The 26,017-nt window shown below is 43.0% G+C and carries 27 protein-coding genes; 23 read left to right on the top strand and 4 right to left on the bottom strand.

The window, feature by feature from the left end; all coding sequences use genetic code 11:
• Positions 1-184: 184 nt before the first annotated feature.
• Positions 185-550 carry a YugN family protein gene (locus tag ABDZ72_RS12515; protein WP_343753592.1) on the bottom strand — a complete coding sequence of 122 codons (366 nt, stop codon included), beginning with the start codon at positions 548-550 and terminating at the stop codon, positions 185-187.
• Positions 551-705: 155 nt separating this feature from the next.
• Between ABDZ72_RS12515 and ABDZ72_RS12510 the strand changes: the two genes are divergently transcribed.
• From ABDZ72_RS12510 to coaD, 8 genes are all read left to right on the top strand, one after another.
• Positions 706-1,134: a CBS domain-containing protein gene (locus ABDZ72_RS12510; protein ID WP_343753590.1), complete on the top strand. Its 429-nt coding sequence runs from the start codon at positions 706-708 to the stop codon at positions 1,132-1,134.
• A gap of 272 nt (positions 1,135-1,406) precedes the next feature.
• Positions 1,407-2,471 carry a CAP domain-containing protein gene (locus ABDZ72_RS12505; protein WP_343753588.1) on the top strand — a complete coding sequence of 355 codons (1,065 nt, stop codon included), beginning with the start codon at positions 1,407-1,409 and terminating at the stop codon, positions 2,469-2,471.
• A gap of 131 nt (positions 2,472-2,602) precedes the next feature.
• Positions 2,603-3,007, top strand: a complete 405-nt coding sequence (gene ylbD, locus ABDZ72_RS12500; protein WP_343753586.1) for a YlbD family protein — start codon at positions 2,603-2,605, stop codon at positions 3,005-3,007.
• Positions 3,008-3,013: 6 nt separating this feature from the next.
• Complete coding sequence (locus ABDZ72_RS12495; protein ID WP_343753584.1) at positions 3,014-3,250, top strand: YlbE-like family protein; 237 nt, start codon at positions 3,014-3,016, stop codon at positions 3,248-3,250.
• 65 nt (positions 3,251-3,315) lie between these two features.
• On the top strand, positions 3,316-3,747 hold the full coding sequence (locus ABDZ72_RS12490) for a YlbF/YmcA family competence regulator (protein WP_343753582.1): 432 nt from the start codon (positions 3,316-3,318) through the stop codon (positions 3,745-3,747).
• A gap of 66 nt (positions 3,748-3,813) precedes the next feature.
• A complete protein-coding gene (locus ABDZ72_RS12485) occupies positions 3,814-4,089 on the top strand; it encodes a YlbG family protein (protein WP_343753580.1) in 276 nt (91 codons plus the stop codon).
• Positions 4,090-4,500: 411 nt separating this feature from the next.
• Positions 4,501-5,061: a 16S rRNA (guanine(966)-N(2))-methyltransferase RsmD gene (gene rsmD, locus ABDZ72_RS12480; RefSeq protein ID WP_343753578.1), complete on the top strand. Its 561-nt coding sequence runs from the start codon at positions 4,501-4,503 to the stop codon at positions 5,059-5,061.
• A 15-nt stretch (positions 5,062-5,076) separates the two neighbouring features.
• The gene (coaD, locus tag ABDZ72_RS12475) at positions 5,077-5,562 is read left to right on the top strand and encodes a pantetheine-phosphate adenylyltransferase (protein WP_343753576.1); all 486 of its coding nucleotides are present in this window, start codon (positions 5,077-5,079) and stop codon (positions 5,560-5,562) included.
• Positions 5,563-5,595: 33 nt separating this feature from the next.
• Here the strand turns inward: coaD and ylbJ are convergent, their stop codons facing one another.
• A complete protein-coding gene (gene ylbJ, locus ABDZ72_RS12470) occupies positions 5,596-6,810 on the bottom strand; it encodes a sporulation integral membrane protein YlbJ (RefSeq protein ID WP_343753574.1) in 1,215 nt (404 codons plus the stop codon).
• A gap of 219 nt (positions 6,811-7,029) precedes the next feature.
• Between ylbJ and ABDZ72_RS12465 the strand changes: the two genes are divergently transcribed.
• Entirely contained in the window at positions 7,030-8,058 is a 1,029-nt protein-coding gene (locus ABDZ72_RS12465) for a SepM family pheromone-processing serine protease (protein ID WP_343753573.1), read from the top strand.
• A gap of 52 nt (positions 8,059-8,110) precedes the next feature.
• Here the strand turns inward: ABDZ72_RS12465 and ABDZ72_RS12460 are convergent, their stop codons facing one another.
• Entirely contained in the window at positions 8,111-9,325 is a 1,215-nt protein-coding gene (locus tag ABDZ72_RS12460; RefSeq protein ID WP_343753571.1) for a nucleotidyltransferase, read from the bottom strand.
• Positions 9,326-9,522: 197 nt separating this feature from the next.
• On the opposite strand from ABDZ72_RS12460, the gene ABDZ72_RS12455 reads away from it, so the two are divergent.
• The 3 genes from ABDZ72_RS12455 to ABDZ72_RS12445 all read left to right on the top strand — a co-directional run bounded on the left by ABDZ72_RS12455 (position 9,523) and on the right by ABDZ72_RS12445 (position 11,027).
• On the top strand, positions 9,523-10,041 hold the full coding sequence (locus ABDZ72_RS12455; RefSeq protein ID WP_343753569.1) for a YceD family protein: 519 nt from the start codon (positions 9,523-9,525) through the stop codon (positions 10,039-10,041).
• A gap of 38 nt (positions 10,042-10,079) precedes the next feature.
• On the top strand, positions 10,080-10,256 hold the full coding sequence (gene rpmF, locus ABDZ72_RS12450) for a 50S ribosomal protein L32 (RefSeq protein WP_343753567.1): 177 nt from the start codon (positions 10,080-10,082) through the stop codon (positions 10,254-10,256).
• 282 nt (positions 10,257-10,538) lie between these two features.
• Positions 10,539-11,027 (top strand): RsfA family transcriptional regulator, encoded by a 489-nt coding sequence (locus ABDZ72_RS12445; protein ID WP_343753565.1) that lies wholly within the window; start codon positions 10,539-10,541, stop codon positions 11,025-11,027.
• A 104-nt stretch (positions 11,028-11,131) separates the two neighbouring features.
• Here the strand turns inward: ABDZ72_RS12445 and ABDZ72_RS12440 are convergent, their stop codons facing one another.
• Positions 11,132-11,620, bottom strand: a complete 489-nt coding sequence (locus ABDZ72_RS12440; RefSeq protein ID WP_343753563.1) for an N-acetyltransferase — start codon at positions 11,618-11,620, stop codon at positions 11,132-11,134.
• A gap of 156 nt (positions 11,621-11,776) precedes the next feature.
• Between ABDZ72_RS12440 and ABDZ72_RS12435 the strand changes: the two genes are divergently transcribed.
• From ABDZ72_RS12435 to murD, 11 genes are all read left to right on the top strand, one after another.
• Positions 11,777-12,157 carry a DUF3397 domain-containing protein gene (locus tag ABDZ72_RS12435; protein WP_343753561.1) on the top strand — a complete coding sequence of 127 codons (381 nt, stop codon included), beginning with the start codon at positions 11,777-11,779 and terminating at the stop codon, positions 12,155-12,157.
• Positions 12,158-12,271: 114 nt separating this feature from the next.
• Positions 12,272-13,894, top strand: coding sequence for a bacillithiol biosynthesis cysteine-adding enzyme BshC (gene bshC, locus ABDZ72_RS12430; protein ID WP_343753559.1), 1,623 nt, complete (start codon positions 12,272-12,274; stop codon positions 13,892-13,894).
• Positions 13,895-14,165: 271 nt separating this feature from the next.
• Positions 14,166-14,597, top strand: a complete 432-nt coding sequence (gene mraZ, locus ABDZ72_RS12425; RefSeq protein ID WP_343753557.1) for a division/cell wall cluster transcriptional repressor MraZ — start codon at positions 14,166-14,168, stop codon at positions 14,595-14,597.
• Positions 14,598-14,624: 27 nt separating this feature from the next.
• On the top strand, positions 14,625-15,599 hold the full coding sequence (rsmH, locus tag ABDZ72_RS12420; RefSeq protein WP_343753555.1) for a 16S rRNA (cytosine(1402)-N(4))-methyltransferase RsmH: 975 nt from the start codon (positions 14,625-14,627) through the stop codon (positions 15,597-15,599).
• Positions 15,600-15,601: 2 nt separating this feature from the next.
• Entirely contained in the window at positions 15,602-15,982 is a 381-nt protein-coding gene (gene ftsL / locus ABDZ72_RS12415; protein ID WP_343753553.1) for a cell division protein FtsL, read from the top strand.
• Positions 15,983-15,993: 11 nt separating this feature from the next.
• Complete coding sequence (locus ABDZ72_RS12410) at positions 15,994-18,162, top strand: penicillin-binding transpeptidase domain-containing protein (protein WP_343753551.1); 2,169 nt, start codon at positions 15,994-15,996, stop codon at positions 18,160-18,162.
• Positions 18,163-18,633: 471 nt separating this feature from the next.
• A complete protein-coding gene (locus ABDZ72_RS12405) occupies positions 18,634-20,568 on the top strand; it encodes a stage V sporulation protein D (RefSeq protein WP_343753549.1) in 1,935 nt (644 codons plus the stop codon).
• 132 nt (positions 20,569-20,700) lie between these two features.
• A complete protein-coding gene (locus ABDZ72_RS12400) occupies positions 20,701-22,173 on the top strand; it encodes a UDP-N-acetylmuramoyl-L-alanyl-D-glutamate--2,6-diaminopimelate ligase (RefSeq protein ID WP_343753547.1) in 1,473 nt (490 codons plus the stop codon).
• Positions 22,174-22,225: 52 nt separating this feature from the next.
• Positions 22,226-23,611, top strand: a complete 1,386-nt coding sequence (locus ABDZ72_RS12395; protein WP_343753545.1) for a UDP-N-acetylmuramoyl-tripeptide--D-alanyl-D-alanine ligase — start codon at positions 22,226-22,228, stop codon at positions 23,609-23,611.
• 35 nt (positions 23,612-23,646) lie between these two features.
• On the top strand, positions 23,647-24,633 hold the full coding sequence (gene mraY / locus ABDZ72_RS12390; RefSeq protein WP_343753543.1) for a phospho-N-acetylmuramoyl-pentapeptide-transferase: 987 nt from the start codon (positions 23,647-23,649) through the stop codon (positions 24,631-24,633).
• Positions 24,630-25,976 (top strand): UDP-N-acetylmuramoyl-L-alanine--D-glutamate ligase, encoded by a 1,347-nt coding sequence (gene murD, locus ABDZ72_RS12385; RefSeq protein ID WP_343753541.1) that lies wholly within the window; start codon positions 24,630-24,632, stop codon positions 25,974-25,976. Before mraY ends, murD begins: the two co-directional genes overlap by 4 nt.
• Positions 25,977-26,017 lie beyond the last annotated feature (41 nt).

Genomic DNA, 26,017 nt, shown 5'->3' with positions numbered 1-26,017 from the left:
GTTAAAAAAAGTCCCCTTTCATTGCAGGAATGATGTCCATGATCAATTCTTAAGATGACTAACGTGATAATTGCACCGATGGGTAACCGTAATCGGTAAGGGACAAATCAGGCCGGGTGCATTTATGCCCGTTCGTCTTGAAAAAACAAACTGCTCGTAAAAGTGACGAGCAGTGGACATACTCTTATTGTTTGTATTGATCAACGTCTTCTTTGATTTTCGTTACCAAATTAATGGCGCGGTCAACCAGATTTTCAGGAAAATTTTCATCTTCTCCATATTCAACACCGTGCGGATAATAATGTTTACCAAGGAATGGTGTTTTCAGTTGAATGAGCGCATCGCCTTGATCGACGTCTCCTTCAACAGCGTATCCCTGAATACGGATATAATATGTAACGTTCTTTTCCTTGGAAGCAATTTTATAATCGTATGTCACCCGTTCGTAGTCCCATTGTCCTCCCCGGATAAAAGCCTGTCTTCCCATTAGCCGGTCCAACGGTTCCACATTTATGATTGCGTCGTCAATTCCTGTGTTTTCCAGTTTCATTTTATCCACCTCACAAATATATCCTTTCAACGTTATGATAATCGAAAAAAGTCCAAGTTTCAATGGAAAAGAATTCGTATTTAATGAAAGATAATGCGATGTTTGGGAAGAAATAAGGAATGTAAGCATCGAACTATCTTAAGGAGGTTAACATCATGAAATCGTTAAAAGATGTAATGAGCACCGATGTGGCTGTTTGCCGTAAAGAAGATACGCTTTACGATTCCGCCATGAAAATGAAAGAACGAAATACAGGGGTCATACCAGTATGCTCGGAAGACAAAACATTGCTCGGTGTCATAACGGACCGGGATCTCGTATTACGTGGGTATGCTGAGCGTAAGCCGGATACAACAGCTGTCAAGGACGTAATGAGCGGCGAATTGTTTTATGAGTCATCGGAAACATCCGTCCAAGAGGCGGCAGATACAATGGCTCAAAAGCAAATCCGCCGTCTGCCGATTGTTGAAAATGATAAGTTAACAGGTATTGTTTCGCTTGGCGACCTCTCATTGGAGGAAAAGTCGAATGAGGCGGCAGGTAGTGCTCTTGAAGATATTTCAGAACGGCCGGAAGTTCATTAATCACATGATATAGGGATGACGTCTTACAAAAATAATGACTTTTAGCGATCATCACCACAAAAAACGACCCATGAATTGATTTAAACGCTGTTACACCATAAAATCCGAACTGATTCGAAATTCCACCGATGACTTTTGAATCATTGTTCGGATTTTTCTTTGATTCCATTCGTTGTCCTGAATCTCTATGGTCAAAATAATAAAAAAAGCATGTATCTATTAACGACAGCATACCATGGAACCAATACGTTTTAATAGAAGGGGAAGCCTATATGCGTTTTATACGAATAGTCATTTTAGCAGTACTGGTTATATCCGGCATTTATTACATTGGTCTTGAATCGGAATGGATGTCAGATAGGATGAATCAGCCACAGCAACAGACAATGAAACAAAAAAACAACACATTAAAAACAAAATCCACTCCCGATGTTCGTCCAGAAATACCATATGAGGGACAACTTTTCCAATGGATCGGGAAGGAAACGGATGCTCTGGAAGATGAATTCGGCAAACCAGTACGTAAAGATTTAAGCCCTTATGGGTATGAATCGTGGGTGTATACGAACGGCAAGAAAAATTATATTCAATTTGCCCTTGACAATCAAACCGTAACGTCGGTTTATGCGACTGGTGATCAATTGTCGCTTGACCCTATTCATATAGGACAAAGCTATGCATCGGTGAAGGAGGAGCTCTCTTTTTCCGAAGAGGTGAATTACAGCGAAGATTCCCCAACTTACTCGTTTCACCTCCGTGATGATGAGCTTGCATCTCGTCCTCTTGTCAAAGTTACAGACGATATTTTTATGCAGTTGTATTTTGACAGGTATACCGATAAATTAGTAGGTGTTCGTGCACTGACGGCTGATGTGTTGTTGCTTCGCCGACCATATGAGCTCAATTATCGCGGGGAGTTACCGGAAAAGCCGAGGCATACCAGTGACGAACAACAACAAATCGATCAGGGAATGGAGCGTCAAATATTTCTTATGACGAACGTTATCCGGAATCAACACAAAAAGCAACCATTAAAATGGGATGAAGCTGTTGGAAAAGTGGCCTATCGTCACAGCAAAGATATGGCTGATAATAATTATTTTTCCCACTACAACAAGGATGGTGATGGGTTAAAAGAGCGATTGGCTACAAAAGATGTTTTTTACAAATCGGCGGGAGAAAATATTGCTGCTCAGTATCCCGATGCTCAGGCTGCGATGCACGGATGGTTGAACAGTGAAGGGCACAGAGAGGCATTGTTAAAAGACGAATATACTCATTTAGGTGCAGGGGTGTACAAGCTGTATTACACGCAAAACTTTGTAACAAAACAATAATGGAAAACACCTGTGTCGAAACACGTTTTTCGCCGTGTTTCATACACGATGTCTGTATCAAACACAGTTTTCTCGCCTTGTTCATACGCTGATTAGTAACAACACATCAGTTGCTAAAGAGGTGAATGGACTTGAGTGAGAACCTCCATCCAAGTGTAAAAGATTTTAAAGATTTCCTGCAGCGGCACCCGACATTGGTTGAGAAAGTCAGACGGAGTGGCAAGGGATGGCAAGAAACGTATGAGAAATGGGCCTTGCTTGGCGAAGATGATCCCATGTGGGACAAATACCGTGGTAAACAGGAGTCAACGAGTACGCCAAAAGATGGAAAAAGGGAAATAATGGATCGACTCATACACATGTCGGAAAACATTGATATGGACAAATTTCAATCGCAAGTTGATAACATTAATAGTGCGATTTCAACCGTTCAGGAACTGTTGCACCAATTTCAGCCATCGGATCAATCTCATCGGCAGCCATTCGGTTCATCTTTTAGAAACACTAACCGGCCATTTGGCGGATTCCGGGATTGAGGTGAGATGATGCAAACATCAGTGCAGCAATTTTTGCAACAAAATCCAAGATTGGCTCATTTCGTTCGATTCAATCCTATTTGGTACCGGTACTTGACACGGGATCCGACGAGGGTGGCGGAACTTGAAAAGGTATCCAAATCCTTCTATGGAAAAACATGGCCCCAGAAAGCGGACAAAATCAAACATCATATGCAAATGACTGCAATGTTGGTTCAATTTGCCGATATGATGAAAGATTAACGAGCCAGGATACCGGTTTTATTCACAACGATTCCATGATAAGATAAAAAATAGGAGGTGTAATAGTGATAGGAACAATGGAGTATGCAGAAGCATTGGATTATTCCGAACAGATCAGTAATATGATTTTACAGTCGGATGTCGTGGAATCCTATGAAAGGGCTCGTCAATCCATGGATGAAGATAAGGAAGCGCAACAGCTAATCCATGCGTTTAATGATATAAAAGAACAATATGAAGAAGTGCAACGTTTTGGGCGGTACCATCCGGATTACAATGCCATTATGAAAAAGGTTCGTTCATCCAAACGCGAAATGGACATGAATGATAAAGTTGCCGCCTTTAAAGTGGCTGAACGCAATTTACAGAAAATGCTTGATGAAGTGAGTGAATATATCGCTTATAGCGTTAGCGATCAGATAAAAGCACCAAAAGATGGCGCTGCGCTGACCGACGATGGATGTGGTAACGGGGGATCATGCGGGTGCAGTGCATAAATGGATTGAAGCCCACGCCTTATTCTGGTACACTTATCCATAAATAGGGAATAGTGAGGATACTGTATGAGAACAAAACGGCAAGGACTTATTGTCTGGTTTAAACATATGAAAAATACCAGACACATCAAACGGTTTGGACATTTGGTTCATTCATCAAAAAGATTAAAATATGCTGTGCTTTATGCTGATCAGGATTCACTTGATCAAACAGAGGCTGAATTACTGAAGTTACCGTTTATCATAAGTGTGGAACGTTCACAAAAGCCATTTGTTCAAACAAATTTTGAAAATGCAAAACCTGATAAAGCCAAACAATATGACTATAAAATGGATATTTAAACCTTTGCGGAAGCTACATAGCTTTACTCGCAAAGGTTTTTTGCAATAGTGTTGATGAATTTGGAGAATCGTTTCCATTCGCTGGGTCAGATACGGGCCTGTTCAGGAAAAACAAAAAACCTGCAGATATAACTCTGCAGGTCCTTTTGTTTTCACGCTGGAAAACAAAAAGGCAAAGGGAGAGGAGAAACCGGAGAAAGAACTTATGGGGAAGTGTAAGTCTTCTCCGAGTTTTTGAAACAGCCAAGCAATGTTTAAGCTGCTTCATTAGCTTAGTATAACCATTGATTCGTATATTATACATAACTAATCCATTTTTAAGGCCATCATGTATAAAAAATAATAATGGTTAAATCGTATGTCTTGCGCTTTGATCCGGTTACACTTATTATGATTTATTGAGGTGGTTGCATGCGGGTTATAGCAGGTTCGTATAAAGGGCGTAAACTAAAAGCGGTCCCTGGTAAAACAGCCAGGCCTACAACGGATAAAGTTAAGGAAGCGGTTTTTCAAATACTGGGCCCTTTTTTTGATCAAGGTGTTTGTCTTGATTTATTTGCCGGAAGTGGGGCATTAGGTGTGGAAGCACTAAGCAGAGGCATGAAGAAAGGAATATTTGTCGATAAACATCCGCAAGCTATACATACGATTTATGACAATATTCGGATGCTGCAATTGGAAGACAATGCGGAAATATTCAGAACAGATGCCTCCCGGGCCTTGAACAGTGCAGCTAAACGAGGCCTCCGATTCGATTTAATATTGCTTGACCCCCCGTATAATACGATGAATTACACGAAACTTTTGAATGACGTGATTAAACGGGATTTGCTTGATGACCATGGCATGATTTTTTGTGAACATGATGCTAATGACCATGTAGCCATCCACGATGATCGCTATGACATCCTTAAAACTGGATTATATGGCGAAACGACTGGTGTCACCATTTATCAAAAGAAGCAAGAATAGAAGGGAGAAGTACCATTGACCCGATTAGCGATTTGCCCAGGCAGTTTTGATCCCGTAACCAATGGACATCTTGACATTATTGAACGGGGTTCTGAAATCTTTGATCAAGTTATCGTTGTTGTTTTTAATAATCAATCCAAGGATCCCTTATTTTCAGTGGATGAACGAGTTTCCCTTCTGTCAGAAACAACCAGCTATTTATCGAATGTATCGGTTGACAGAAGCAGTGAACTGCTGATTGACTATGCTAGACAACATAGTGCTGATGCTATTTTACGCGGCCTTCGTGCGGTCAGTGATTTTGAATATGAATTACAGATTACAGCCATGAACAGAAAATTGGATGACAATATAGAGACACTTTTCATGATGACCAACAATCAATATTCCTTCCTGAGTTCAAGCGTTGTTAAAGAAGTAGCAAAGTATCAGGCGGATGTTTCCGATTTGGTCCCTGAAGTCGTTCAGACAGCCCTGAAGAAGAAATATCGCGTCACATGACCAAAAAAAGATGTTGCATGGGGCAACATCTTTTTAACGTTTGTACTGACGGTTCATCAGAATAAGGATGGCGATAAACAGAAAAATGACTGTTATTATAGGGCCTATATCGGCTAATGTCTGAAGTACATACCGCCACGTTCCCTCCTGTATATGGTTGGAAACGGGAATACCTTTAAAATCAAACGATGTTTTGTTTAAATACAGCGGTGTATAAAAAGCAACAGTCAGTATAGCTGCAAACAAACCATGCAGAATACGTGCGAAAAAGTACGGATAAAACCGAATATCGGATGATGATATAATGCTTGCGACCTGCGCCTGAACGGACAGTCCGTTGAAGCCAAGGATAAAACTGACGACAATAATTTTTTCCAGAAGGTGGGCGGCATCATTCGATGAAATTAAATTCACTCCTAATGTAATTTCAAATAGGCCGGATAGCATGGGGATGGCCAGATCCCCAGGTAAGGAAACCATTTTCAGTACATATTGAAACAAAACACCGATGGTCTGTGATATCCCTGCAATATATAACAGCTTTGTGAAAACAGAGAAAAGTATAATAAACCCGCCGACCATAACAAGCGTTTGAATGGAGTTTAAAACGGCATCCCCAACAATTCTCCCGAACGGGCGTGGGTCGTCCATCCTGGTACGGTGCATTTCTTTGAAGGCCCTAAGGATGGAGAATCGTTGTTTGCCTGTTTTGGAAATAGGGTCGTACTTTTCTTCGTTTCGTCCATAAAAACGCATACAGACACCGACTAGGGCATTCCCGATATAATGGGCAGCCGCGAGGATAATTCCGAGTTTTGCATCATAAAAAAATCCAACTGATACAGCTCCAAAAATGAAAAGTGGACTGGATGCATTGGTGAATGATACAAGTCGCTCAGCCTGTATGCGTGTCAGCTGCCGGTCTTCCCGGAGACGGGTTGTGATTTTAGCACCGGTTGGATACCCACTGGCCATACCCATTGCCCATGCAAAACTTCCGGATCCGGGAACTTTGAATACGGGACGCATGATCGGTTCAAACAGTACACCGATAAATTTTACAAAGCCGAAACCGATCAGCAACTCAGCCGTAATAAAAAAAGGCAATAATGACGGAAAGACAATTTCCCACCACATATTTAATCCTCTTATGCTGGCTTCCAATGACTGATCGGGGAACTTTATTAAAGAAATGGCAATAAAGGCAGTTATTCCTGCAAGTGCAATGGTTGTTATTTGCTGTTTCAATGCCGGGCCTCCTAATAAGTGCTGATTCTGTACTTTTATGGCTTACGGTAGTAAAATTATTGCCAGCTTCATTTCAGATCGATTTTACGTTTTAGACTGGATGAATAAATAGTACAAGTCTATATCAATATACGCACATACATCCCATTTTTATGACATACACTTTTGAATACATTAAAGGGTCAGTCGTGCTGGTGAGAAGGTGAAAGGAGTTTTACGGTGCTATTTACAAAAAAACAGTTCATTTTTTTAATTATTGTCATAGGCATTGCTTTGTTTGTTTCCATGTACAAGATGCCTTATTATATATATAAACCTGGTGGGGCCGACGCATTGAATCCCATTGTGGAGGTCGAAGGAGGTTATAAAAGCCAGGGAGATATGCATCTGGTCACGATTCAAGGGGGACAAGCTACACCAGTTCAATATTTATGGGCAAAAGTCCTACCCCACCAGCAAGTTCTTCCACTTCGGAAAGTGAGGCCTGAAGGTGTATCAAAAGATGAATTTCTTCATGTACAACTGCAAATGATGGAGAGTTCACAGGAAAAAGCAAAGGTTGTGGCGTATCAAGCAGCAGATAAAGATATTGATATCGATTATAAAGGCGTATATGTTGTTTCTGTCGTGGATGAGATGCCAGCCAGTGATGTGTTGCAACGGGGGGATCGTATTACAGGTATTGATGATACAACCATTCAAAAGGCCGATGAATTAATCAGCTACGTGGAAAAGAAACAGGCGGGTGACACGATCGAAGTGGATATAAAAAGGGATGACCAGACACTGACGAAAGACATCAAACTGAAACCATTTCCAGACGATAAAAATAAGACGGGGATTGGTATCCGACTGGCAACGGATAGGGCAGTTCAGGTCGATCCAGATGTTCAATTTTCAAGTGGTGACATTGGTGGTCCGAGTGCCGGTCTGATGTTTTCGTTGGAAATCTATGATCAGCTGACAAAGACGGATGTAACCAATGGATTTCAAGTAGCCGGTACAGGTGAAATTGACTATCAAGGCAACATACTGCGTATTGGTGGTGTTAAGAAAAAGGTCATTGCCGCAGATGATGAAGGATGTGCCATATTTTTTGCGCCGAATGAGAATGGTGCCAACGATTCAAATTATGAAGCAGCCATGGAAGCTGCTGATGACATTGGCACCGATATGACCATAGTTCCGGTTGATACATTTTCGGACGCATTAAATTATTTACAACAATTACAGGCAAAAGAGAAATAGCGAAAGGGAGAAAACGGATCCATATGCTCTTCCTCCGGGATCATACAGCCATTCAGTCCATGATGATCGGGGGTTGTAATTCCTGCTGATGCCCTTTTTCCCATTTGTCTGCTGGAAGCATGCTGTAATAGGCGTCGCTCACTTTTTCTTCAATTGACAGGAGCGGATCCATGGTTTTTCCCAATTTAGAAATAAGGGGAACATCCATTCTTTTTTTCTGCCTGTTTAAATAAGCTTGTCCCATTTTTGTCATTCCGAGAATCCTGACGTATGGAACCTCTCGTAATTGTTTCACTCGGTGCATATCTGTTTTAGTCGTATTGGTCAAAATGTGTACAAACATTCGCTGCAGGCGGGTCCATGTGTAGCGTTTTGTTTTTATTCGTTGGATCCAGTCATAGAAGGATGATGCAACTCGTGCTGTTCGTTTAATCCGGTATTCCAATCCTTCATCAACCCCGTGTATGGCAGCAAGTTCAGCAATGGTCATCGTCATGACACGATAATGGACGAGGTGGAAGTAGTCCTCCCACGTATGCCATGATCCGGTTTTTTCCAGATAAGCAAACAGCTGACGAATGGTTTCCTCTGGAAGTGTATCAGCAATCGCTTCTGAAACGCTCCGATCCTGAAGCAATTTGTTCCGGATGCTTGTTGCGCTGGCAATTGATCCGACCATTGTCTGATCATGGTAATGGCTTTTTTTCCGTTTGATGGCAAGTGGGGTAATGGGAAGGTTGTTATCCATGATGGTTCGGACATAACTGAAGCCGAGAATGTTGTTTGGCTGTTCCAAATCCATGTTTCCACCATTCAAACCGATGTGCTGGAAGGCCAATTGACTCGCATCCGGAAAAGCAGCTCCTGCATTCAGAGAATGTTTAAGAACGCTTCGGTATGTCGCTTCATTCTTTTTAAACATGGCATAACCGTCTGTGAACGCACGGGAGTTGCCGGACTCACTCCCAAAGCATATACTGGAAACACCACTTTGATACAATGTGCGAACAGCCCCTTCAGCAAACCAATCACTGCCTTGGACAGCATATAAATAAGGAAGTTCCAACACGATATCCACGCCTTCTGCCAATGCTGCTTTGGTTCGGTGGAATTTATCCATAATGGCCGGCTCACCGCGTTGAAGAAATGGACCGCTCATCACGGCAATCAGGCAATCGGCGCCGGATTCCTGTCTGGATTGCTTCATATGGTGGACGTGGCCATTGTGAAACGGATTGTATTCAACAATCAGTCCGCAAGCTTTCATATACGCTCAGCCCCTGTTTAAAGATTCGTTCTCATTGTATCAAAAAAGAATCCCCATCGCATGGTTAGATACGTGATAATGAACATTTTGATAATCATGATATAATTGTAGTATATAATATAGCGTGTAAAGGAAAAATGTTGACAAAAACCCGGATTCCTTTTAAAATAATTCTTGTTGCCTTGAGGTGATAGTTGATGAAGATTCCAATAGGACATATTAAGAAAAACGACAGCAATGGCCCTTACTGGTTTGATGAACAGGTGGATGTTTCTGAATTGGAAACCATGAATAATGATATACGTAACATTGGTTCTGTTCATGTCCATGGTTCGGCAGACGATCAGGGCAATGATATCGTGTTTACGTTCAACATTGAAGGGGATATGGTGCTTCCATGTGCTCGTACATTGGCCGATGTCCCTTATTCATTTAACGTGGATGCAGTTGAAATATTTTCGGAATCACCATCCAATGATGAGACGGAGAATGACATTCACCCCATTGAGGAGGAAGTCCTCGACTTAACCCCGCTTATTAAAGAGAATATCTTATTGGAAGTGCCTTACCGGGTATTCTCTGATGATGACGAAATCATTGATCAAGCTGTGTTTGAGGGTGAGGGATGGAATTTCACGACCGAAGATCAACAGCAAAAAAAGACGGATCCACGTATGAAAAAACTCGAACAGTTATTGAACGATGAAGACGAGTAGTACATCTGGCAAGTCAGCTATTGAAGGAGGTGTAAGTCGTGGCAGTACCGAAGCGCAGAACATCGAAAAAGGTGAAAAATCAACGCCGCACGCATAAAAAATTGCATGTGCCCGGCATGGTGGAGTGCTCCAACTGTGGTGAGCTGACAAAACCACATCACGTGTGCAGATCATGCGGACATTATGACGGAAAACAGGTCGTGGCTAACGACTGATAAGAATTCATACGTTAACGAGCAGATCACTGACAGACAGTGATCTGTTTTTTTATGTATGGTCCATTGTTTATGTGGATCCAAAAGCTGAGTTGGTATTGACAAGACAGGATCAAAGCAAAATCCCATCAAAATCCCATCGGAAAAACCGCTAATATGGAACGTTTATTTGTGCCGTTTGGAGGTCATGAGTATCTTTGTGCTTCCAAACAATTTCATCTGGGCGATTCTATCACTCCTATTTTTTGCATACATTGATAGCAACTGATAAGGAGGGGTGTTATGAATGTTGCACGTCAGGATGCGTGGTCAGAAGATGAAGACCAACTGCTTGCTAAAACGGTCCTGAGCTATGTCAGAGACGGCAAAACACAACTGGAAGCTTTTCAGGATGTTGCTCAGCAATTGTCGAGGACCTCGGCGGCATGTGGCTTTCGATGGAACGCCGCTATCCGTAAAACATATGCCCAGGATATTGAGCGGGCTAAAGAAGATCGAAAAAATCAAAATAGATCACAGTCCATCGGGTATGACGAACCGATGAAAGATCTGAGTACGGGAGAAAATCCCATTGATCACGCGATAGCTATGCTTGAAAAGGTACGTGCAGGCTATTTGGATGAGAGTACCTTGGCCCTTTATGAAAAAGAAACGACGATTAAACAGCTGGAAAAGGAAAATGAAGTACTTAAACAGCAGCTGCATCATTACGAACAAGCATGGCGGGAAATGGGTAAACTATGGAACTGGGTAAGGGAATCGAAACAATGAGAGGAAAAGACATGAATGTCCGTATATGCCATTCATGTCTTTTATTTATCGCATCATACCGGCCATCAGTGGGAGTAAAAACGCCTGTTGATAGGCGTATCTCTTTATGAATTGTCAGATGTTTTCTCGGAAACACCTTTTGGCAACCAGATAAGAGGATTTTCCCCGAGGTCCCGCTCCATTTCATATTTCGCTTTTTGAAAGCCCATCTTTTCCCAAAAACCGTGCGACTTAATCCGCGGATTTGTTTTAATCGGCAGGTTAAAGCTTTTGGCGAAGTCGACCATTCGTTTGCCATACCCCTCTCCACGATGATCAGGCAATACCTCCAGTTTCCATAATTCAAGATACTCCTGAGGTGGATTAAAATAGTTGTCGTATTTTGCTTTCACTTTGTACAAACTCATGCGGGCAATGAGATTGTCTCCGAAGTAGATTCCGTAAAACGGTGATTCGCTGTTGTTTTCAACAATATTGTTTTGCAAATCCTCAATCATCGAAAGTTCCTGATTTCCGTATTCTTTGAATCGTTTGAACTGCTCTAACGTTTTATAATTAATGAAAAGCTTTTCCACATCCGTATCATTAATCATGTCATTTCCCCCTTTAACAAAATCATTTAGCATATCTATATCTTTTATTATAATATAAAAAGGAAAGGAAGGGAATGGCGGAACCATAATTGAGACACTTTTCGTACTGACGGTGTCGGATTGGTGTGATAAGTGGAAGGAGAGGGTGAAATACGTATGATCATTGATGTGATTGCTTTTATCATTGGCATCATCGTTACGCTGCCGATGTTGGCAACCTGGGGTGTTTATTATATAGCTTCCGGGGCTGGGTGGAACCAATGGAAAGCCATTCATACCGCGGCGAACTGGACAACCCTTTTATACATATTGGCTGTATCAACAATGCTTTATATGATGTTCGGTATAGATTATGTTGAAATGATTCCCGTTTTTTTGATGACGTTATTTATTGTCATTGTTGTTATTCGGTGGAAGCGGCATACGGAAGTTGTTTTTAGCAAAGCTTTTAAAATTTTTTGGCGTGTTTGTTTTTTGCTGTTTGCATGTTTATATGGTTTGTTGGCGATAACAGGAATTATCGGTCACTTTTTATGACACAGCAGCTCATTGACGATTATTGGAAAACAGACAGAATAAGTGCAATTGATATATTTTTTTTATACAATACGTATGGGATCGATTCATTAAAGTAAAAGGAGTATGCACGCTATGCAGTTCAGTTCAATGAAACAACAACACAATCCACTCATAAATGATTACCAAAATCAACAATCGCGCGTTATGAAGCACTTTGATTATGATCCATATACGGAAACAACGTATTCTGAGCGTTTGCAGGCATTGCAGGAAAAAAATATGGACCGTGATAAATTAATTCAAGCATTAACAGAAATGAATAACCAGTGGGGCGCCCCCGGTTCAACATATGATGCAATAGAACGGTTGAAAGAAAAACATAGTGCCGTCGTCATTGGCGGTCAGCAGGCAGGATTGCTGACGGGCCCGATGTATACGATTAACAAAGTTATTTCGGTGATACAGTTTGCTAAACAGCAGGAAAGCCAATTAGGGGTTCCCATTGTTCCAGTGTTTTGGATAGCGGGTGAGGATCATGATTTTGATGAAGTTAATCATGTATTTGTATCTGAACAAATGAGATTAAAAAAGCATTCATTGACACAACAGCCAGAGGGAAAACAACCTGTTTCTGACATACCGATTGATGGAGAAGCTCTCACGTCCTGGGTTGATCAATTGTTTGAAACGTTGCCCGAAACAGAGCACACGAAACAGCTTTATCATATGATACAGGACTGCTGGGAGCAATCATCGACTTATGTTGATTTTTTTGCCCGGTTTCTTTACCAGCTATTGGACGGAGAACCAATCATTCTCGCTGATTCGGGCCATCCGGCCATGCGCCATCTGGAACAAGAGGCTTTTTCCCATTTGATTGAACAACAGGAAGACATTAGTCATGGTGTCCATTCCGCCATTCAGCAATTGCAGGAGCAAGGGTATAGCCCATCACTCGATGTTGGGCCTAATGATGCGCATCTTTTCTATCATTTAAACAATGAACGAGTGTTACTTGTTCGTGATGATGAAGGCAACTGGGTCGGGAAACAGAATGAAGTGTTGCTGACAACCCAGGAAGTGTTGCAGACAGCTAGGGAGACCCCGGAACGCTTGAGCAACAATGTGGTGACCAGACCAATCATGCAGGAATGGTTGTTTCCGACACTGGCATTTATTGGTGGTCCGGGTGAAGTTGGTTACTGGGCTGCGTTAAAACCGGCATTTCATGCATTAGGTATGGAAATGCCACCGGTTCAGCCGCGTTTATCGTTTACATTGATTGACCGGAATGTGGAAAAAACATTAACCAAGTTCGGTATTAACGCAGAATACGCTGTTGAATACGGTCTGGAAGATTCAAAAGTGACGTGGTTGGCTGCGCAACATAATCCACCTGTGGAGCGCGTTGCTCAAGAAGTGAAGGACGCCATTCGCGGTGTGCATGAGCCATTGCGTCAAATGGCTAACGACATGGGTGCTAATCTTGGTGAATTGGGCGATAAAAATTTGTATTATCTCCACAGCAATATTGATTTCATTGAAAAACGACTACGCCAAGCTGTGGAAGAAAAATACGACAATGAAATAAGGCAATTTGACCTTGCTCATCATGCTATACATCCGGCAAATGGACTTCAGGAACGTATCTGGAACCCATTGCCGTTTATGAATAACTATGGCCCCTGTTTTATTCGGGAGATGGCAAGGGAACCATTTTCGTTCAGAAACAACCACTACATTGTTTATCTGTAACGGATATATCCGATGCCCCCACTTTTTCCCACGCTTACAACGAGCGCGGTAAAAAGTGGGGGTTTTTTAACGTTTGGATAAAAATATATTTAAGCCTGCGCTCAGGCAAGTGTTCAAACAGGGTGTGAATGGCAACTGACTCGTGAGTTTTTCTGTATACCATACTGGATCTTTCGTCCCATTTTAAAAAACATCGAAGAAATTTTTAAAAATAAGTGGTGAATAGTGGGGCAATGTGGTAACATGTGTGTAAGAAAGTGGGGCGAGCTCTATGTTCATGGGTGAATTCCAGCACAATATCGATGCCAAGGGACGAATTATTGTGCCGGCCAAGTTTCGTGAAGGGCTTGGAGAAAGTTTTGTAGTCACCCGTGGACTGGATAAATGTCTGTTCGCCTACCCTATGGATGAGTGGAAGCAACTGGAAGAAAAACTGAAAAAATTGCCACTCACCAAAAAAGACGCACGAGCTTTCACACGTTTTTTCTTCTCGGGCGCCGTTGAATGTGACGTGGATAAACAGGGAAGGATAAACATTCCACAACCGTTACGGAATTACGCAGAACTGGATAAGGAATGCGTTGTCATCGGTGTTTCAAACAGAGTTGAATTCTGGGCAAGTGATAGTTGGAATGAATACTTTGAAGATGCCCAGGAATCATTTGGTGACATTGCTGAGAATTTAATGGATTTTGATATTTAAGGAGAAGATTAAAAAGCAGGTGTAACAATGTTTAAACATGACAGTGTACTACGCGATGATGTGTTGCAAGGACTGAATATCCGGCCGGATGGAACGTATGTTGATTGTACCGTCGGCGGCGGTGGACATGCGGAGTCAATAGTAGGGTGCTTGGGAGAAGAAGGCATGCTGATGGCGTTTGATCAGGACTGGGAAGCGCTTGAGGCTGCAAAAAACCGGCTCCAGACATATGGGGACCGTGTGGAATTCATTCATGCGAACTTTCAGGAACTCGAACAACAAATGACCATCCGGCAATTGAAAAGCGCTGATGGGATTCTGTTTGATCTCGGTGTTTCGTCCCCGCAACTGGATCGGGGCGACCGTGGCTTTAGTTATCAACAGGATGCCAGACTGGATATGCGCATGAATCAGGATCAGGACCTGGATGCCCGGGATATTGTCAATGAACGATCCTATGAATATCTTACCAAAATATTTTTTCATTATGGTGAGGAGAAGTTTTCCAAACAGATAGCCAGAAAAATCGAAGCGGAACGAAGCAAACAGCCAATTGAAACAACACATCAATTAGTACACATCATTAAAGATGCCATACCGGCACCTGCCCGCAGGAAGGGCGGACATCCGGCGAAACGCATTTTTCAAGCATTGCGAATTGCCGTCAACGACGAACTGACAGCATTTAACGATGCATTACACCAAGCGGCACGAATGACGGGAATCCATGGACGAATTGCCGTCATCACATTTCATTCACTTGAGGACAGGCTTTGTAAGCAAGCATTCAAAAAATGGAGCACCACCAAACCGGTACCCAAGAATTTACCGGTTATTCCTGATGACCATAAGCCTCCATTTCAATTAGTAAACAAAAAGCCGATTATTGCGAGTGAGCAGGAACTCGATACGAATCGCCGCTCCCGATCAGCGAAACTGCGTATTGCTGAAAAGGTGCGTGAATGGGATGAAACATTTACATATGAAGAAGGGTGGAAATAGTGATGGATGGAAATGCAGCGCGTAAATGGGATCAATCGTATACCTCCTACATACCTGAACAGGAGAAGCAGACAACCACGGTTCATGTTCAGAAAAAACGCTGGATTACAAAAGGAGAAAAACTCATTTATTCCGTCATAGGATTTTTATTGATTGCCACATGCATCTATGTGGTTTCATTTGCCTCATCAACCGATACCCTCAACCGGAAAGTGCAATCACTGGAGGAGACCGTAGAGCAACAGCAAGTTACCAATGAAGGTTTGCTGTACCAAAAGAAACAATTAAGCCGTCCGGAACGTATTGCACGAATTGCCAAGGAGAATGGCTTGAAGATTCAAGACGCCCATGTCAAACAAGCGACCGTGTATAACAGCAACTAAGGCGGATGGTTATGAAAAAGAACAAACGAACCCATTTCATGTCCAGTATTCTTATTATTGTGTTTTCAGGAGCATTTTTGCTAATTGCCGGCCGATTTCTCTATATTCAGGCCACAGGGGAGATTAGCAACATTTCATTGGAAAAATGGGCTGAAAAGCAGCGTGAGGCGTCTTATACTCTTGATGCCAAACGTGGAAATATATATGGCCGAAACGGTATGACCTTAGCGTATGATCGGCCGGCTTACCGGATTCAGGCTATCGTCAGAAAATCGTATACCTCTGACCCTGACGAGCCAAGGCATGTAAAGAATCCGAAAAAAACGGCTGAAGAACTGGCTCCTGTGCTGGATGTGGATAAAAGCTATATATTAAGACGGCTGCAAAAAGCCATAGAAGAAGATCGATTTCAAGTGGAATTCGGGAGTGCCGGTAAAGAGATATCCCAACAGACAAAAGAAAAGATTGAGAAACTTAATCTACCCGGGATTCGTTTCAAGGAAGAAGCGATTCGCTATTACCCCAACGGCCAGTTTGCAGCTCATACGATCGGATATGCCAAGGAAAATAATAAGACCATCACAGGTGTTAATGGCATTGAAAAAGAAATGAATGAGAAGCTTAAAGGAAAAGATGGCCATATTTCGTATGAGCAGGATCAATACAACGATAAGCTTCTGAACCCGGATCAAGTTATGGAAAAACCTCAAGATGGATCCGATGTGTACTTGACGTTGGATCAAAAAGTTCAGACGCTTCTTGAAGATGTCATGACACAGGTGAATAATCAATATAGTCCCGAGCAGATGACGGCGGCTGTTATGGATCCGAAAACTGGTGAAGTTCTGGCTATGAGCAATCGGCCAAGCTACAACCCAAATAAGCTGGAAGATGTGGAAAACTGGTTTAATAACATGATTTCTTCTCCGTATGAACCTGGTTCGACCATGAAGATGTTCACGTGGGCAGCTGCCATTGAAGAAGGCGATTATAATGGGAATGAACAGTTCAAATCGGGTTCATATAAGATCAGTGACCGTGTCAGACGGGTGAGTGATTGGAAAAAGGACTGGGGTTCCATTACATTTGATCAAGGTTTTACACGGTCGTCAAATGTTGCTGCCGCCCGACTCGTCTGGGAAAAGATGGGGACGGATGCGTATCTGAATTATCTGAAGGCATTTGATTTTGATGAAAAGACCGGTATTGACTTGCCGAATGAACGGAAAGGAAAACTGGTTTATAATTATCCTCGTGATAAGATTACCACAGCGTTCGGCCAAGCGACTACCATCACTCCGATCCAACAAATGAAAGCAGCGACTGCCATTGCTAATAACGGAAAAATGATGAAGCCTTACGTCATTTCAAAATCGGTTGATCCGGAAACTGGCGACGTAATCAATGAAAAAACACCTGAAGTGGTGAGTGAACCCATTTCCGAAAAAACGGCCGATCATGTTCTGAATTTAATGGGGTCCGTCATTTCATCAGAACATGGAACAGGACAGGAATATAAACTACCCAATTATTCTGTGGCGGGAAAAACGGGAACCGCTCAAATCTATGAAAATGGTAACTATTTGTACGGGCACGGTAACTACATTTATTCGTTTCTTGGTATGGCACCAAAAGAAGATCCAAAGCTGATGATGTATGTATCTGTCAAGAAACCGGATATCGAAGGCAATGAGAGCGGGTCGGCACCAGTGGCTTTTATTTTCAAAAATGTCATGCAAAAGGCCTTGCATTATTTGGATATTGAACCGGATAAAAATGATGCCAATCACGTAAAGCCGGTGAAACTGCCGAAACTAACGGGGCAAAACGCATCGTCCATAAAACAAACACTTACGGATAAAGGATTGACTGTATCTATGATTGGTTCGGACGGTACAGTGCAAGCGGCTAGTGCGGACAAAGGCGATAAGCTTCTTAAGGGCGATCGTGTCATTCTTCTGACTAATAAGCCGGTCATGGCAGACGTTATAGGATGGTCCAAGAGAGATGTGTTACAACTTGCTGATCTCTTGGATTTAAAGGCGGAAACAATAGGAACGGGTTATGTAACCAAACAGAGCATTAAAGAAGGAACCTCTCTTCAAGGAAAGGATTACCTGTCTGTGGAATTGAAGCCACCCGAATCGGTTGAAGAATCAACAAACGGACACGAAGACTAGTCAGTCATACGAAAAACGACAACGGGGCTGGGACAAGACTGAACAAATCGCTTCCAAATACGAACGATATATTTAAGGCGTGGCCATCGCTCCGGAAAAACACTGCGCTTTCCCCGGGCGCTGATAAGCCTCCTCGTGCTCGTCGCGTTGCAAGCTTATTCGTCGAAGCCTACGCTCCTCGCAGGTCGAAGCCTACTCATGGAAGCTTTGCTTTGTGCTCATCGCACTGCGGGGTCTTATCTAGGCTTTTCATCCCGCAGGAGTCTCCGTGTTTTTCCTGCGCTAAACGAAAAATCCGAACTGATTCAGATCTTTTTCGAATCATAGTTCGGATTTTTATTTGACTACACGTCTTTTGTCTCAGCTTCGTTTTTATAAGACTATTCCTTTCTCCCGATCCAAATTATGTTCTATTTGTTTTCTAAAAAACATATAGTGGATACAAGCCAGCCTATGAAAAGGGGATATGGAATGAAACGTGTATCGACTGTCACTGTAAGGAAACGAATGGTTATTATTTTTCTTTGCGGGTTGTTATTCTTTACCATCATTGATGCCAGATTAGGTTATGTTCAATTTTGGATTGGTGATGAATTGATGAAACTCGCCAATGAATCCTGGAGTAGGGACATTACATTTGAACCGGAACGCGGAAAAATAGTGGACAGGCACGGCGAAATTCTGGCAGAGAATGTGTCGGCTCCTTCGGTGATTGTTGTGCCGAGACAAATCAAAAATCCACAAAAAACAGCCGGGGAGATGGCTGATATATTGGACATATCGGAAAAAACGGCATACGAGTACGTGACTGAAGATGCCGTGTATACGCGTGTTCATCCGGAAGGCAGAAAAATTTCAGAAAAACAGGAAGAAGCATTTCAGACACTTAATCTCGATGGTGTCTACCTCGCCAAGGATTCCGAACGCCATTATCCGTTTGATAATTATTTGTCCCATGTGCTCGGTTTCGCAGGAATTGATAATCAAGGGCTGATGGGACTGGAACTGTATTATAATGACAAACTGGATGGGGAGGAAGGAAGCCTGTCTTTTTACTCCGATGCTAAAGGAGGAAAACTGGAACAGATAGCCGATGACTATAAACCGCCGGAAGATGGATTGAATCTAGAAACGACCATCGATGCCAAAATTCAAACCATTATGGAACGTGAACTGGATCTTGCCGAATCGAAATACAATCCCGAAGGTGCATTGGCTATAGCTGTTGACCCGGATAATGGCGGGATTCTTGGGATGGCAACCCGACCGAATTTCAATCCCGAGAATTATCAGCAAGTTGATCCGGAAATATATAACCGCAATTTGCCAATATGGAGCACGTTTGAGCCAGGATCGACTTTCAAAATCATTACACTGGCGTCCGCTCTTGAAGAAAATGTAGTCGATTTGCAGGACGATGAATACAACGACGACGGCGATATTTCAGTCGGTGGCACGAAACTGCATTGTTGGAAAAGTGGTGGACATGGAAACCAGACGTATCTTGAAGTCGTTCAAAATTCCTGCAATCCGGGATTTGTGAAGATGGGTCAAAAGCTTGGCAAGGAACGATTGTTTAGTTATATCGATGATTTCGGATTTGGAGAAAAAACAGGCATTGATTTAAATGGAGAAGGGAGAGGCATCTTGTTTGACCCGGATAATATAGGCCCAGTGGAACTTGGAACAACGTCGTTCGGTCAAGGGGTATCGGTGACACCGATTCAACAGATAATGGCCGTGACAGCTGCGATTAATGGGGGAAAATTATACAAACCGCACATTGCCCGGAAATGGATTGATCCACAAACTGATAACGTTGTGGATACCATCAAACCAACTATAAAAGAGAACGTTATTTCATCATCCACATCCAAGGAAATTCGCCAAACGTTGGAAAGTGTTGTCGCAAAAGGAACCGGCCGTTCGGCATATGTTGATGGCTATCGTGTCGGTGGCAAAACTGGAACGGCCCAGAAAGTGGGGCCGGATGGGAATTATCTAGCGAACAATTATATTTTGTCTTTTATTGGATTTGCACCGGCGGATGATCCGGAAATAGTCGTTTATGTTGCGGTTGATAATCCAAAAAAAACATCCCAGTTCGGCGGTGTGGTCACAGCCCCAATTGTGGGCACGATCATTCATGACAGCTTGCAGGCAATGGGCGTTGAAAAGCGTAAGGGAGGCCTGGAAAAAGAGTATACGTGGCCTGATAAACCAAAAGTTGAAGTGCCGGATTTGATTGGATCAACTAAACAGGAATTGTCGGAATATTTAACGACGTTATCCATTGAAACGAGCGGATCCGGTAAATATATTATCGACCAGCAGCCAAGCGCCGGTACAAAAGTCGAACAAGGCGAAAAAATAAGAATTTATCTATCTGATAAAAATCCATCGTGATTCAGACGAATGTTTGCTATAATAATGAAAGATTGCTTTAACGGTGACCGTTCCAATATGACACAGGTCAAGAAGCACCTGCCGTGTTTCGGTATCGATTGGGAAAAATAATGCAAGTATAGGATGATAATCATGAAATTGAAACCATTGCTTTCCGTTTTGCCATTTTATAATGTATCGGAACCGTTGGGAGATATGGAAATCTCTCACTTGGAAGCCGATTCGAGAAAGGTGGGAGACGGCGGACTGTTTGTCTGTGTCAAAGGGTATACAGTGGATGGTCATGATTTTGCTCAACAAGCCGTTTCCAATGGTGCTTCCGCTATTTTAGCAGAAAAACCTATGGATACGTCCGTACCGGTTATCCATGTGGAAAGTACTCAGCGGGCGGCAGCTGTTCTTGCCGCAGCATTCCATGGAAATCCGACCCGTCATTTTCCTCTTATTGGTGTGACAGGCACAAACGGAAAGACAACGGTCACATATTTGTTGGAATCCATTCTGAACGAATGGGGACGGAAAACAGGGCTGATAGGAACGATTCAAATGAAGATCGGCCAGGATGCTTATCCTGTAAACAATACAACTCCAGATGCTCTGTTACTGCAAAAAACATTTCAGCAAATGCAAAAGGACCATGTTGATACAGCGGTTATGGAAGTATCATCACACGCTTTGGATCTGGGACGTGTTCATGGTTGCGATTTTGATATAGCCGTGTTTACAAATTTATCGCAGGATCATCTCGACTATCATAAGGATATGAATGATTACTTGCACGCTAAAAGTCTATTGTTTGCACAGCTCGGAAATACGTATGCGAGTGATCGAAAAAAATTCGCTGTCGTTAATGATGATGATCCGGCGTCTGTCGTTTTACGGAAAAGTACGGCACAGCATGTCGTCACCTATGGCTGTGAGCCGTCTGCACAAGTCCGAGCAACAAATATCGAACTTGATGTGACCCACACGACTTTCACGATGGAAACACCGGTCGGTTCGATTCGGATTGACAGCAACCTGATCGGTCAATTCAATGTTTACAACATGCTTGCAGCCGGAGCCGCAGCAATTAGTGCGGGAGTTCCTCTTTCCGTTATTCAACAATCATTAAAGCAGATGAAAGGGGTAAGCGGACGGTTTGAGCCTGTTCATGGCCATACCGATTTTGCCGTGGTTGTGGATTATGCTCATACACCGGATTCGTTGGAAAATGTGCTTGAAACCATTAACGGGTTCGTGGAAAATAACGTGTATGTTGTTGTTGGCTGTGGTGGTGATCGGGATAAACAAAAACGCCCAATGATGGCATCAGTCGCCACATCACATGCCGATCATGTTATATTTACGTCTGATAACCCTCGAACAGAGGATCCGAATGCGATCTTAGCCGACATGACCAGTGGTTTGACCGGAGATGGTTTTGAGGTTATTGAAGACCGTAACGATGCGATCACTCATGCCGTCCAACTTGCTGAAAAAGGTGATATTATACTGATTGCCGGTAAAGGGCATGAAACCTATCAGGAAATTGGCGATATTAGATATGATTTTGATGACCGTAACGTAGCAAGGCAAGCTATGCAAGTGTATGCTGGACATTAATCCGGCAACACTTGTTTGTTTATGTGTTTGATGATGATAAAGGGGACAGATTATGCTATTTACAACCGGTTGGCTTACAACATTATTCAGTGACCACCAGGGGGGCCCGTCTCCTAACTCCCCGTCTGATGGAATCGCGATCGATGACGTAGTGACGGATAGTCGCAAAGACATGCACCACTCACTGTTTGTTCCGTTGTCCGGTGCGCATTTTGACGGTCATGATTATGTGAAGGAAGCACTTCGTCACGGGGCAGTAGCAACATTGTGGGAAAAAGGGAAACCATTGCCGGATGATGTGCCAGCAGATTTTCCGGTGTTTTTTGTTGAGGATACATTGACAGCCCTGCAACAACTCGCATCAGCGTACAGGCAAAAAATAGATCCACTCGTTATCGGTGTCACCGGTTCCAATGGCAAAACGACAACAAAAGATTTGATCGCAGCTGTTACGAGCGAAACGTACCGGACTCATGCGACTCAAGGCAATTGGAATAATCACATTGGCCTCCCTCTCACGATTTTATCCATGCCGGCACAAACGGACGTGCTTGTTGTGGAAATGGGTATGAATCATAGTGGTGAGATTGAAACGCTGACCGGCATTGCCAAACCTGACTATGGGGTGATCACCAATATTGGTGAATCGCATATCGCTCAATTAGGATCCAGAGAAGCCATTGCTGCTGCAAAGATGGAAATTATCCGGGGAATGCCGGGTGACGGGTATCTCATTATCGATGGGGATGAACCGTTGTTGCAAAAAACCACATGGCACGGACCTACTATTTTGTGCGGATTCCATTCATCCAATGATACCGTTATTCAAAACGTGACCTTAACGAACCAACATACTGAATTTCAGCTCAATCATGAAACAGACGTGTATTCGATTCCGCTTCCTGGAAGCCATCATGCATTGAACGCTACATTTGCCGTCACCGTGGCCAGACGTTTGAAAATACCTGATCATACAATAAAAACAGCGCTCGGGACATTGGAATGGACGTCGATGCGTTTTGAGTTTTTGGATGGAATGAACGGATCAGCCATTATTAATGATGCGTATAACGCTTCCCCGACATCCATGAAAGCAGCCATTGATGTGGTTAAACAGATGGAAGGGTTTAACCGGAAGGTGCTGGTTCTAGGTGATATGTTTGAACTCGGAAAAGATGCAATAAACTTGCACCAATCAGCTGCAAGCGGAATTGATGAATCGATTGATGCTGTCTTTACGTTTGGTGAGCAGGCGACATCTATAACAGAGGCTGTCCGTGAACGCACTGATAAAATAGATAATAGACACTTCACATCCGGAGAAACGTTGCTCCAAGCTATTGACTCCTATATGGCGCAGGGAACGCTTATTCTTTTCAAAGCATCCCGGGGCATGCAATTTGAATCCTATATCGAGCAAATAGCTGAGTCAACATAGTATCCTGGGCGGTCGCTGCAAGAGGAGGATTGACAGTGAATATCGTTGTATTAATAATAACAATCGCCGTAGCTTTTTTAATAACCGTCCTGACATCACCCATCTTCATCCCATTCCTGCGGCGTCTGAAGTTTGGACAAAGCATCCGAGAAGAGGGCCCACAATCCCATATGAAAAAAACAGGCACACCGACGATGGGCGGCATGATGATTGTTGTCAGTGTAGCGGCAACGTCCCTGATTATGATCAGTAAAACGGGTGTAGGTGCTGTTAGTTATGAATTATGGCTGCTCTTGTTCGTCATGGTTGGCTATGGGCTGCTCGGTTTTCTGGACGATTTTATCAAAATTGCAATGAAACGAAATCTGGGGCTGACGTCCAAACAGAAGATGGCGGGGCAGCTGATTATTGCACTCGTATTCTATATTATTTTAAGATACCACGATTTTGCGACGTATATTCATATTCCGGGAACACCCGTGACATTTGAACTTGGTTGGGGCTATGCATTGCTGATTGTTTTCATGCTTGTCGGGGCGTCCAATGCTGTCAATTTAACCGATGGACTGGATGGCTTGCTGGCAGGAACAGCTGCCATCGCATTTGGTGCGTTTGGGGTCTTGGCGTGGTATGGATTTCCACAAGTAGAGGTGACCATCTTCTCACTGGCGGCCGTCGGATCCCTGCTCGGTTTTTTGGTGTTCAATGCCCACCCGGCGAAGGTGTTTATGGGGGATACCGGCTCTCTTGCTCTAGGCGGCAGCATTGCTGCTGTCGCCATATTGACAAAACTGGAAGTTATTTTAGTTATTATTGGCGGTGTGTTTGTGCTGGAGACGCTATCCGTCATTATTCAAGTGATTTCGTTTAAAACAACCGGAAAAAGAATTTTTAAAATGAGCCCGCTGCACCATCACTATGAGTTGCTTGGGTGGTCGGAATGGCGTGTCGTGACAACATTCTGGTTGATGGGATTGATTTTTGCAGCATTGGGTGTATACATTGAGGTGTGGATCGTTTGAAAGGATTAAAACATTTCCCATACAGTCGTGTGCTTGTATTGGGACTGGCTAAAAGTGGAACAGCTGCAGCAAAGTATTTATTGTCGACCGGGAGAAAGGTTCGGGTGAACGATCAGCAAGCACCGGATGAAGACGTGCTGGATGACTTGCACGCCCTTGGAGCGGAATTGATTACCGGTTCCCATCCATTATCTGTTTTGGACGATATGGATGTGATTATTAAAAATCCCGGAATTTCCTATGATCACCCGATATTGACAGAAGCGGTACAACGTGAACTTCCCATATTGACTGAAATTGAATTGGCAGGACTTCTTGTAGATAATGATATCGTCGGAATCACCGGATCGAACGGTAAAACGACGACGGCAACATTAACCACAGCAATGATCAATGAAGGGGATCGAACGGCAAAGCTAGCCGGTAACATCGGTTCTGTCGCAACAGACGTGGCACAGACATTGCAGGTCAATGAAACATTAATCCTGGAATTGTCATCATTTCAATTAATGGGTGTCAACACATTTCATCCAAACATTGCCGTTCTTTTGAATATTTATGAGGCCCACCTTGACTATCATAAAACATTTGAAAATTACAGACAGGCAAAATGCAATATATTTGCTGAACAATCGAGTGATGATTATCTCGTTTATAATGCCGATAATCCAGTCGTGAATGCGTCAGTCGCGGATGCAGCTGCTATAAAGATTCCGTTTTCTGTTTCACAGCGAGTGACACATGGTGCATGGTCGGATGAAACCTGCATTTATTTTAATGAAGAAAAAATAGCTGATAAAAAAGATATCGTCCTTGTCGGCGATCATAACCTGGAAAATATACTTGCTGCCGTATGTGCTGCCAAATTAAGTGGGGTTACTAATGACGCGATACGGCATGTATTGCAGACGTTTTCGGGTGTTAAGCATCGTCTTCAGCATGTTGCAACGATCAACGAACGCTTGTTTTACAACGATTCTAAAGCAACCAATCTACTGGCAACGCAGAAGGCCCTATCCGCTTTTCAAAACCCGGTGATTCTACTTGCAGGTGGCCTTGACAGAGGCAATGAATTTGATGATCTGAAGCCGTATTTAGACAACGTCAAAGCAATGGTTCTGTTTGGTGAAACGAAAGAAAAGCTGCAGCGAATCGCTGTTGAAGCAGCGGTGCCGTTTATACAAACAACAGACCATCTCGATGAAGCTGTTAAACTCGCCTTCACTCAGTCGGAACGTGGAGATATTATTTTGTTGTCCCCTGCGTGTGCAAGCTGGGATCAATACCGCACGTTTGAAGAAAGAGGAGACATGTTTGAACAAGCTGTGCATAAAATAGATTAGGGGCTTGTTTCAGACACAAGCATAGCAGGTGTTGGTATCAT

Source organism: Lentibacillus halophilus, assembly GCF_039522485.1.
GTDB lineage: Bacteria > Bacillota > Bacilli > Bacillales > Amphibacillaceae > Lentibacillus > Lentibacillus halophilus.
The sequence above is the reverse complement of the archived record's forward strand: the minus strand, read 5'-3'. Positions and strand labels throughout refer to the sequence as shown.

Excerpts from the sequence above, each read along its gene's own strand:
- ABDZ72_RS12460 (WP_343753571.1), bottom strand. The coding sequence starts at position 9,325 with ATGAAAGCTTGCGGACTGATTGTTGAATACAATCCGTTTCACAATGGC.
- rsmD (WP_343753578.1), top strand. The coding sequence starts at position 4,501 with ATGCGGGTTATAGCAGGTTCGTATAAAGGGCGTAAACTAAAAGCGGTC.
- ABDZ72_RS12405 (WP_343753549.1), top strand. The coding sequence starts at position 18,634 with ATGAAACGTGTATCGACTGTCACTGTAAGGAAACGAATGGTTATTATT.
- ABDZ72_RS12515 (WP_343753592.1), bottom strand. The coding sequence starts at position 550 with ATGAAACTGGAAAACACAGGAATTGACGACGCAATCATAAATGTGGAA.
- ABDZ72_RS12485 (WP_343753580.1), top strand. The coding sequence starts at position 3,814 with ATGAGAACAAAACGGCAAGGACTTATTGTCTGGTTTAAACATATGAAA.
- ABDZ72_RS12435 (WP_343753561.1), top strand. The coding sequence starts at position 11,777 with ATGATCATTGATGTGATTGCTTTTATCATTGGCATCATCGTTACGCTG.
- bshC (WP_343753559.1), top strand. The coding sequence starts at position 12,272 with ATGCAGTTCAGTTCAATGAAACAACAACACAATCCACTCATAAATGAT.
- ABDZ72_RS12505 (WP_343753588.1), top strand. The coding sequence starts at position 1,407 with ATGCGTTTTATACGAATAGTCATTTTAGCAGTACTGGTTATATCCGGC.
- ABDZ72_RS12395 (WP_343753545.1), top strand. The coding sequence starts at position 22,226 with ATGCTATTTACAACCGGTTGGCTTACAACATTATTCAGTGACCACCAG.
- ABDZ72_RS12400 (WP_343753547.1), top strand. The coding sequence starts at position 20,701 with ATGAAATTGAAACCATTGCTTTCCGTTTTGCCATTTTATAATGTATCG.
- ABDZ72_RS12495 (WP_343753584.1), top strand. The coding sequence starts at position 3,014 with ATGATGCAAACATCAGTGCAGCAATTTTTGCAACAAAATCCAAGATTG.
- ftsL (WP_343753553.1), top strand. The coding sequence starts at position 15,602 with ATGGATGGAAATGCAGCGCGTAAATGGGATCAATCGTATACCTCCTAC.
- mraZ (WP_343753557.1), top strand. The coding sequence starts at position 14,166 with ATGTTCATGGGTGAATTCCAGCACAATATCGATGCCAAGGGACGAATT.
- ABDZ72_RS12440 (WP_343753563.1), bottom strand. The coding sequence starts at position 11,620 with ATGATTAATGATACGGATGTGGAAAAGCTTTTCATTAATTATAAAACG.
- ABDZ72_RS12510 (WP_343753590.1), top strand. The coding sequence starts at position 706 with ATGAAATCGTTAAAAGATGTAATGAGCACCGATGTGGCTGTTTGCCGT.
- ABDZ72_RS12455 (WP_343753569.1), top strand. The coding sequence starts at position 9,523 with ATGAAGATTCCAATAGGACATATTAAGAAAAACGACAGCAATGGCCCT.
- ABDZ72_RS12410 (WP_343753551.1), top strand. The coding sequence starts at position 15,994 with ATGAAAAAGAACAAACGAACCCATTTCATGTCCAGTATTCTTATTATT.
- ABDZ72_RS12445 (WP_343753565.1), top strand. The coding sequence starts at position 10,539 with ATGAATGTTGCACGTCAGGATGCGTGGTCAGAAGATGAAGACCAACTG.
- rsmH (WP_343753555.1), top strand. The coding sequence starts at position 14,625 with ATGTTTAAACATGACAGTGTACTACGCGATGATGTGTTGCAAGGACTG.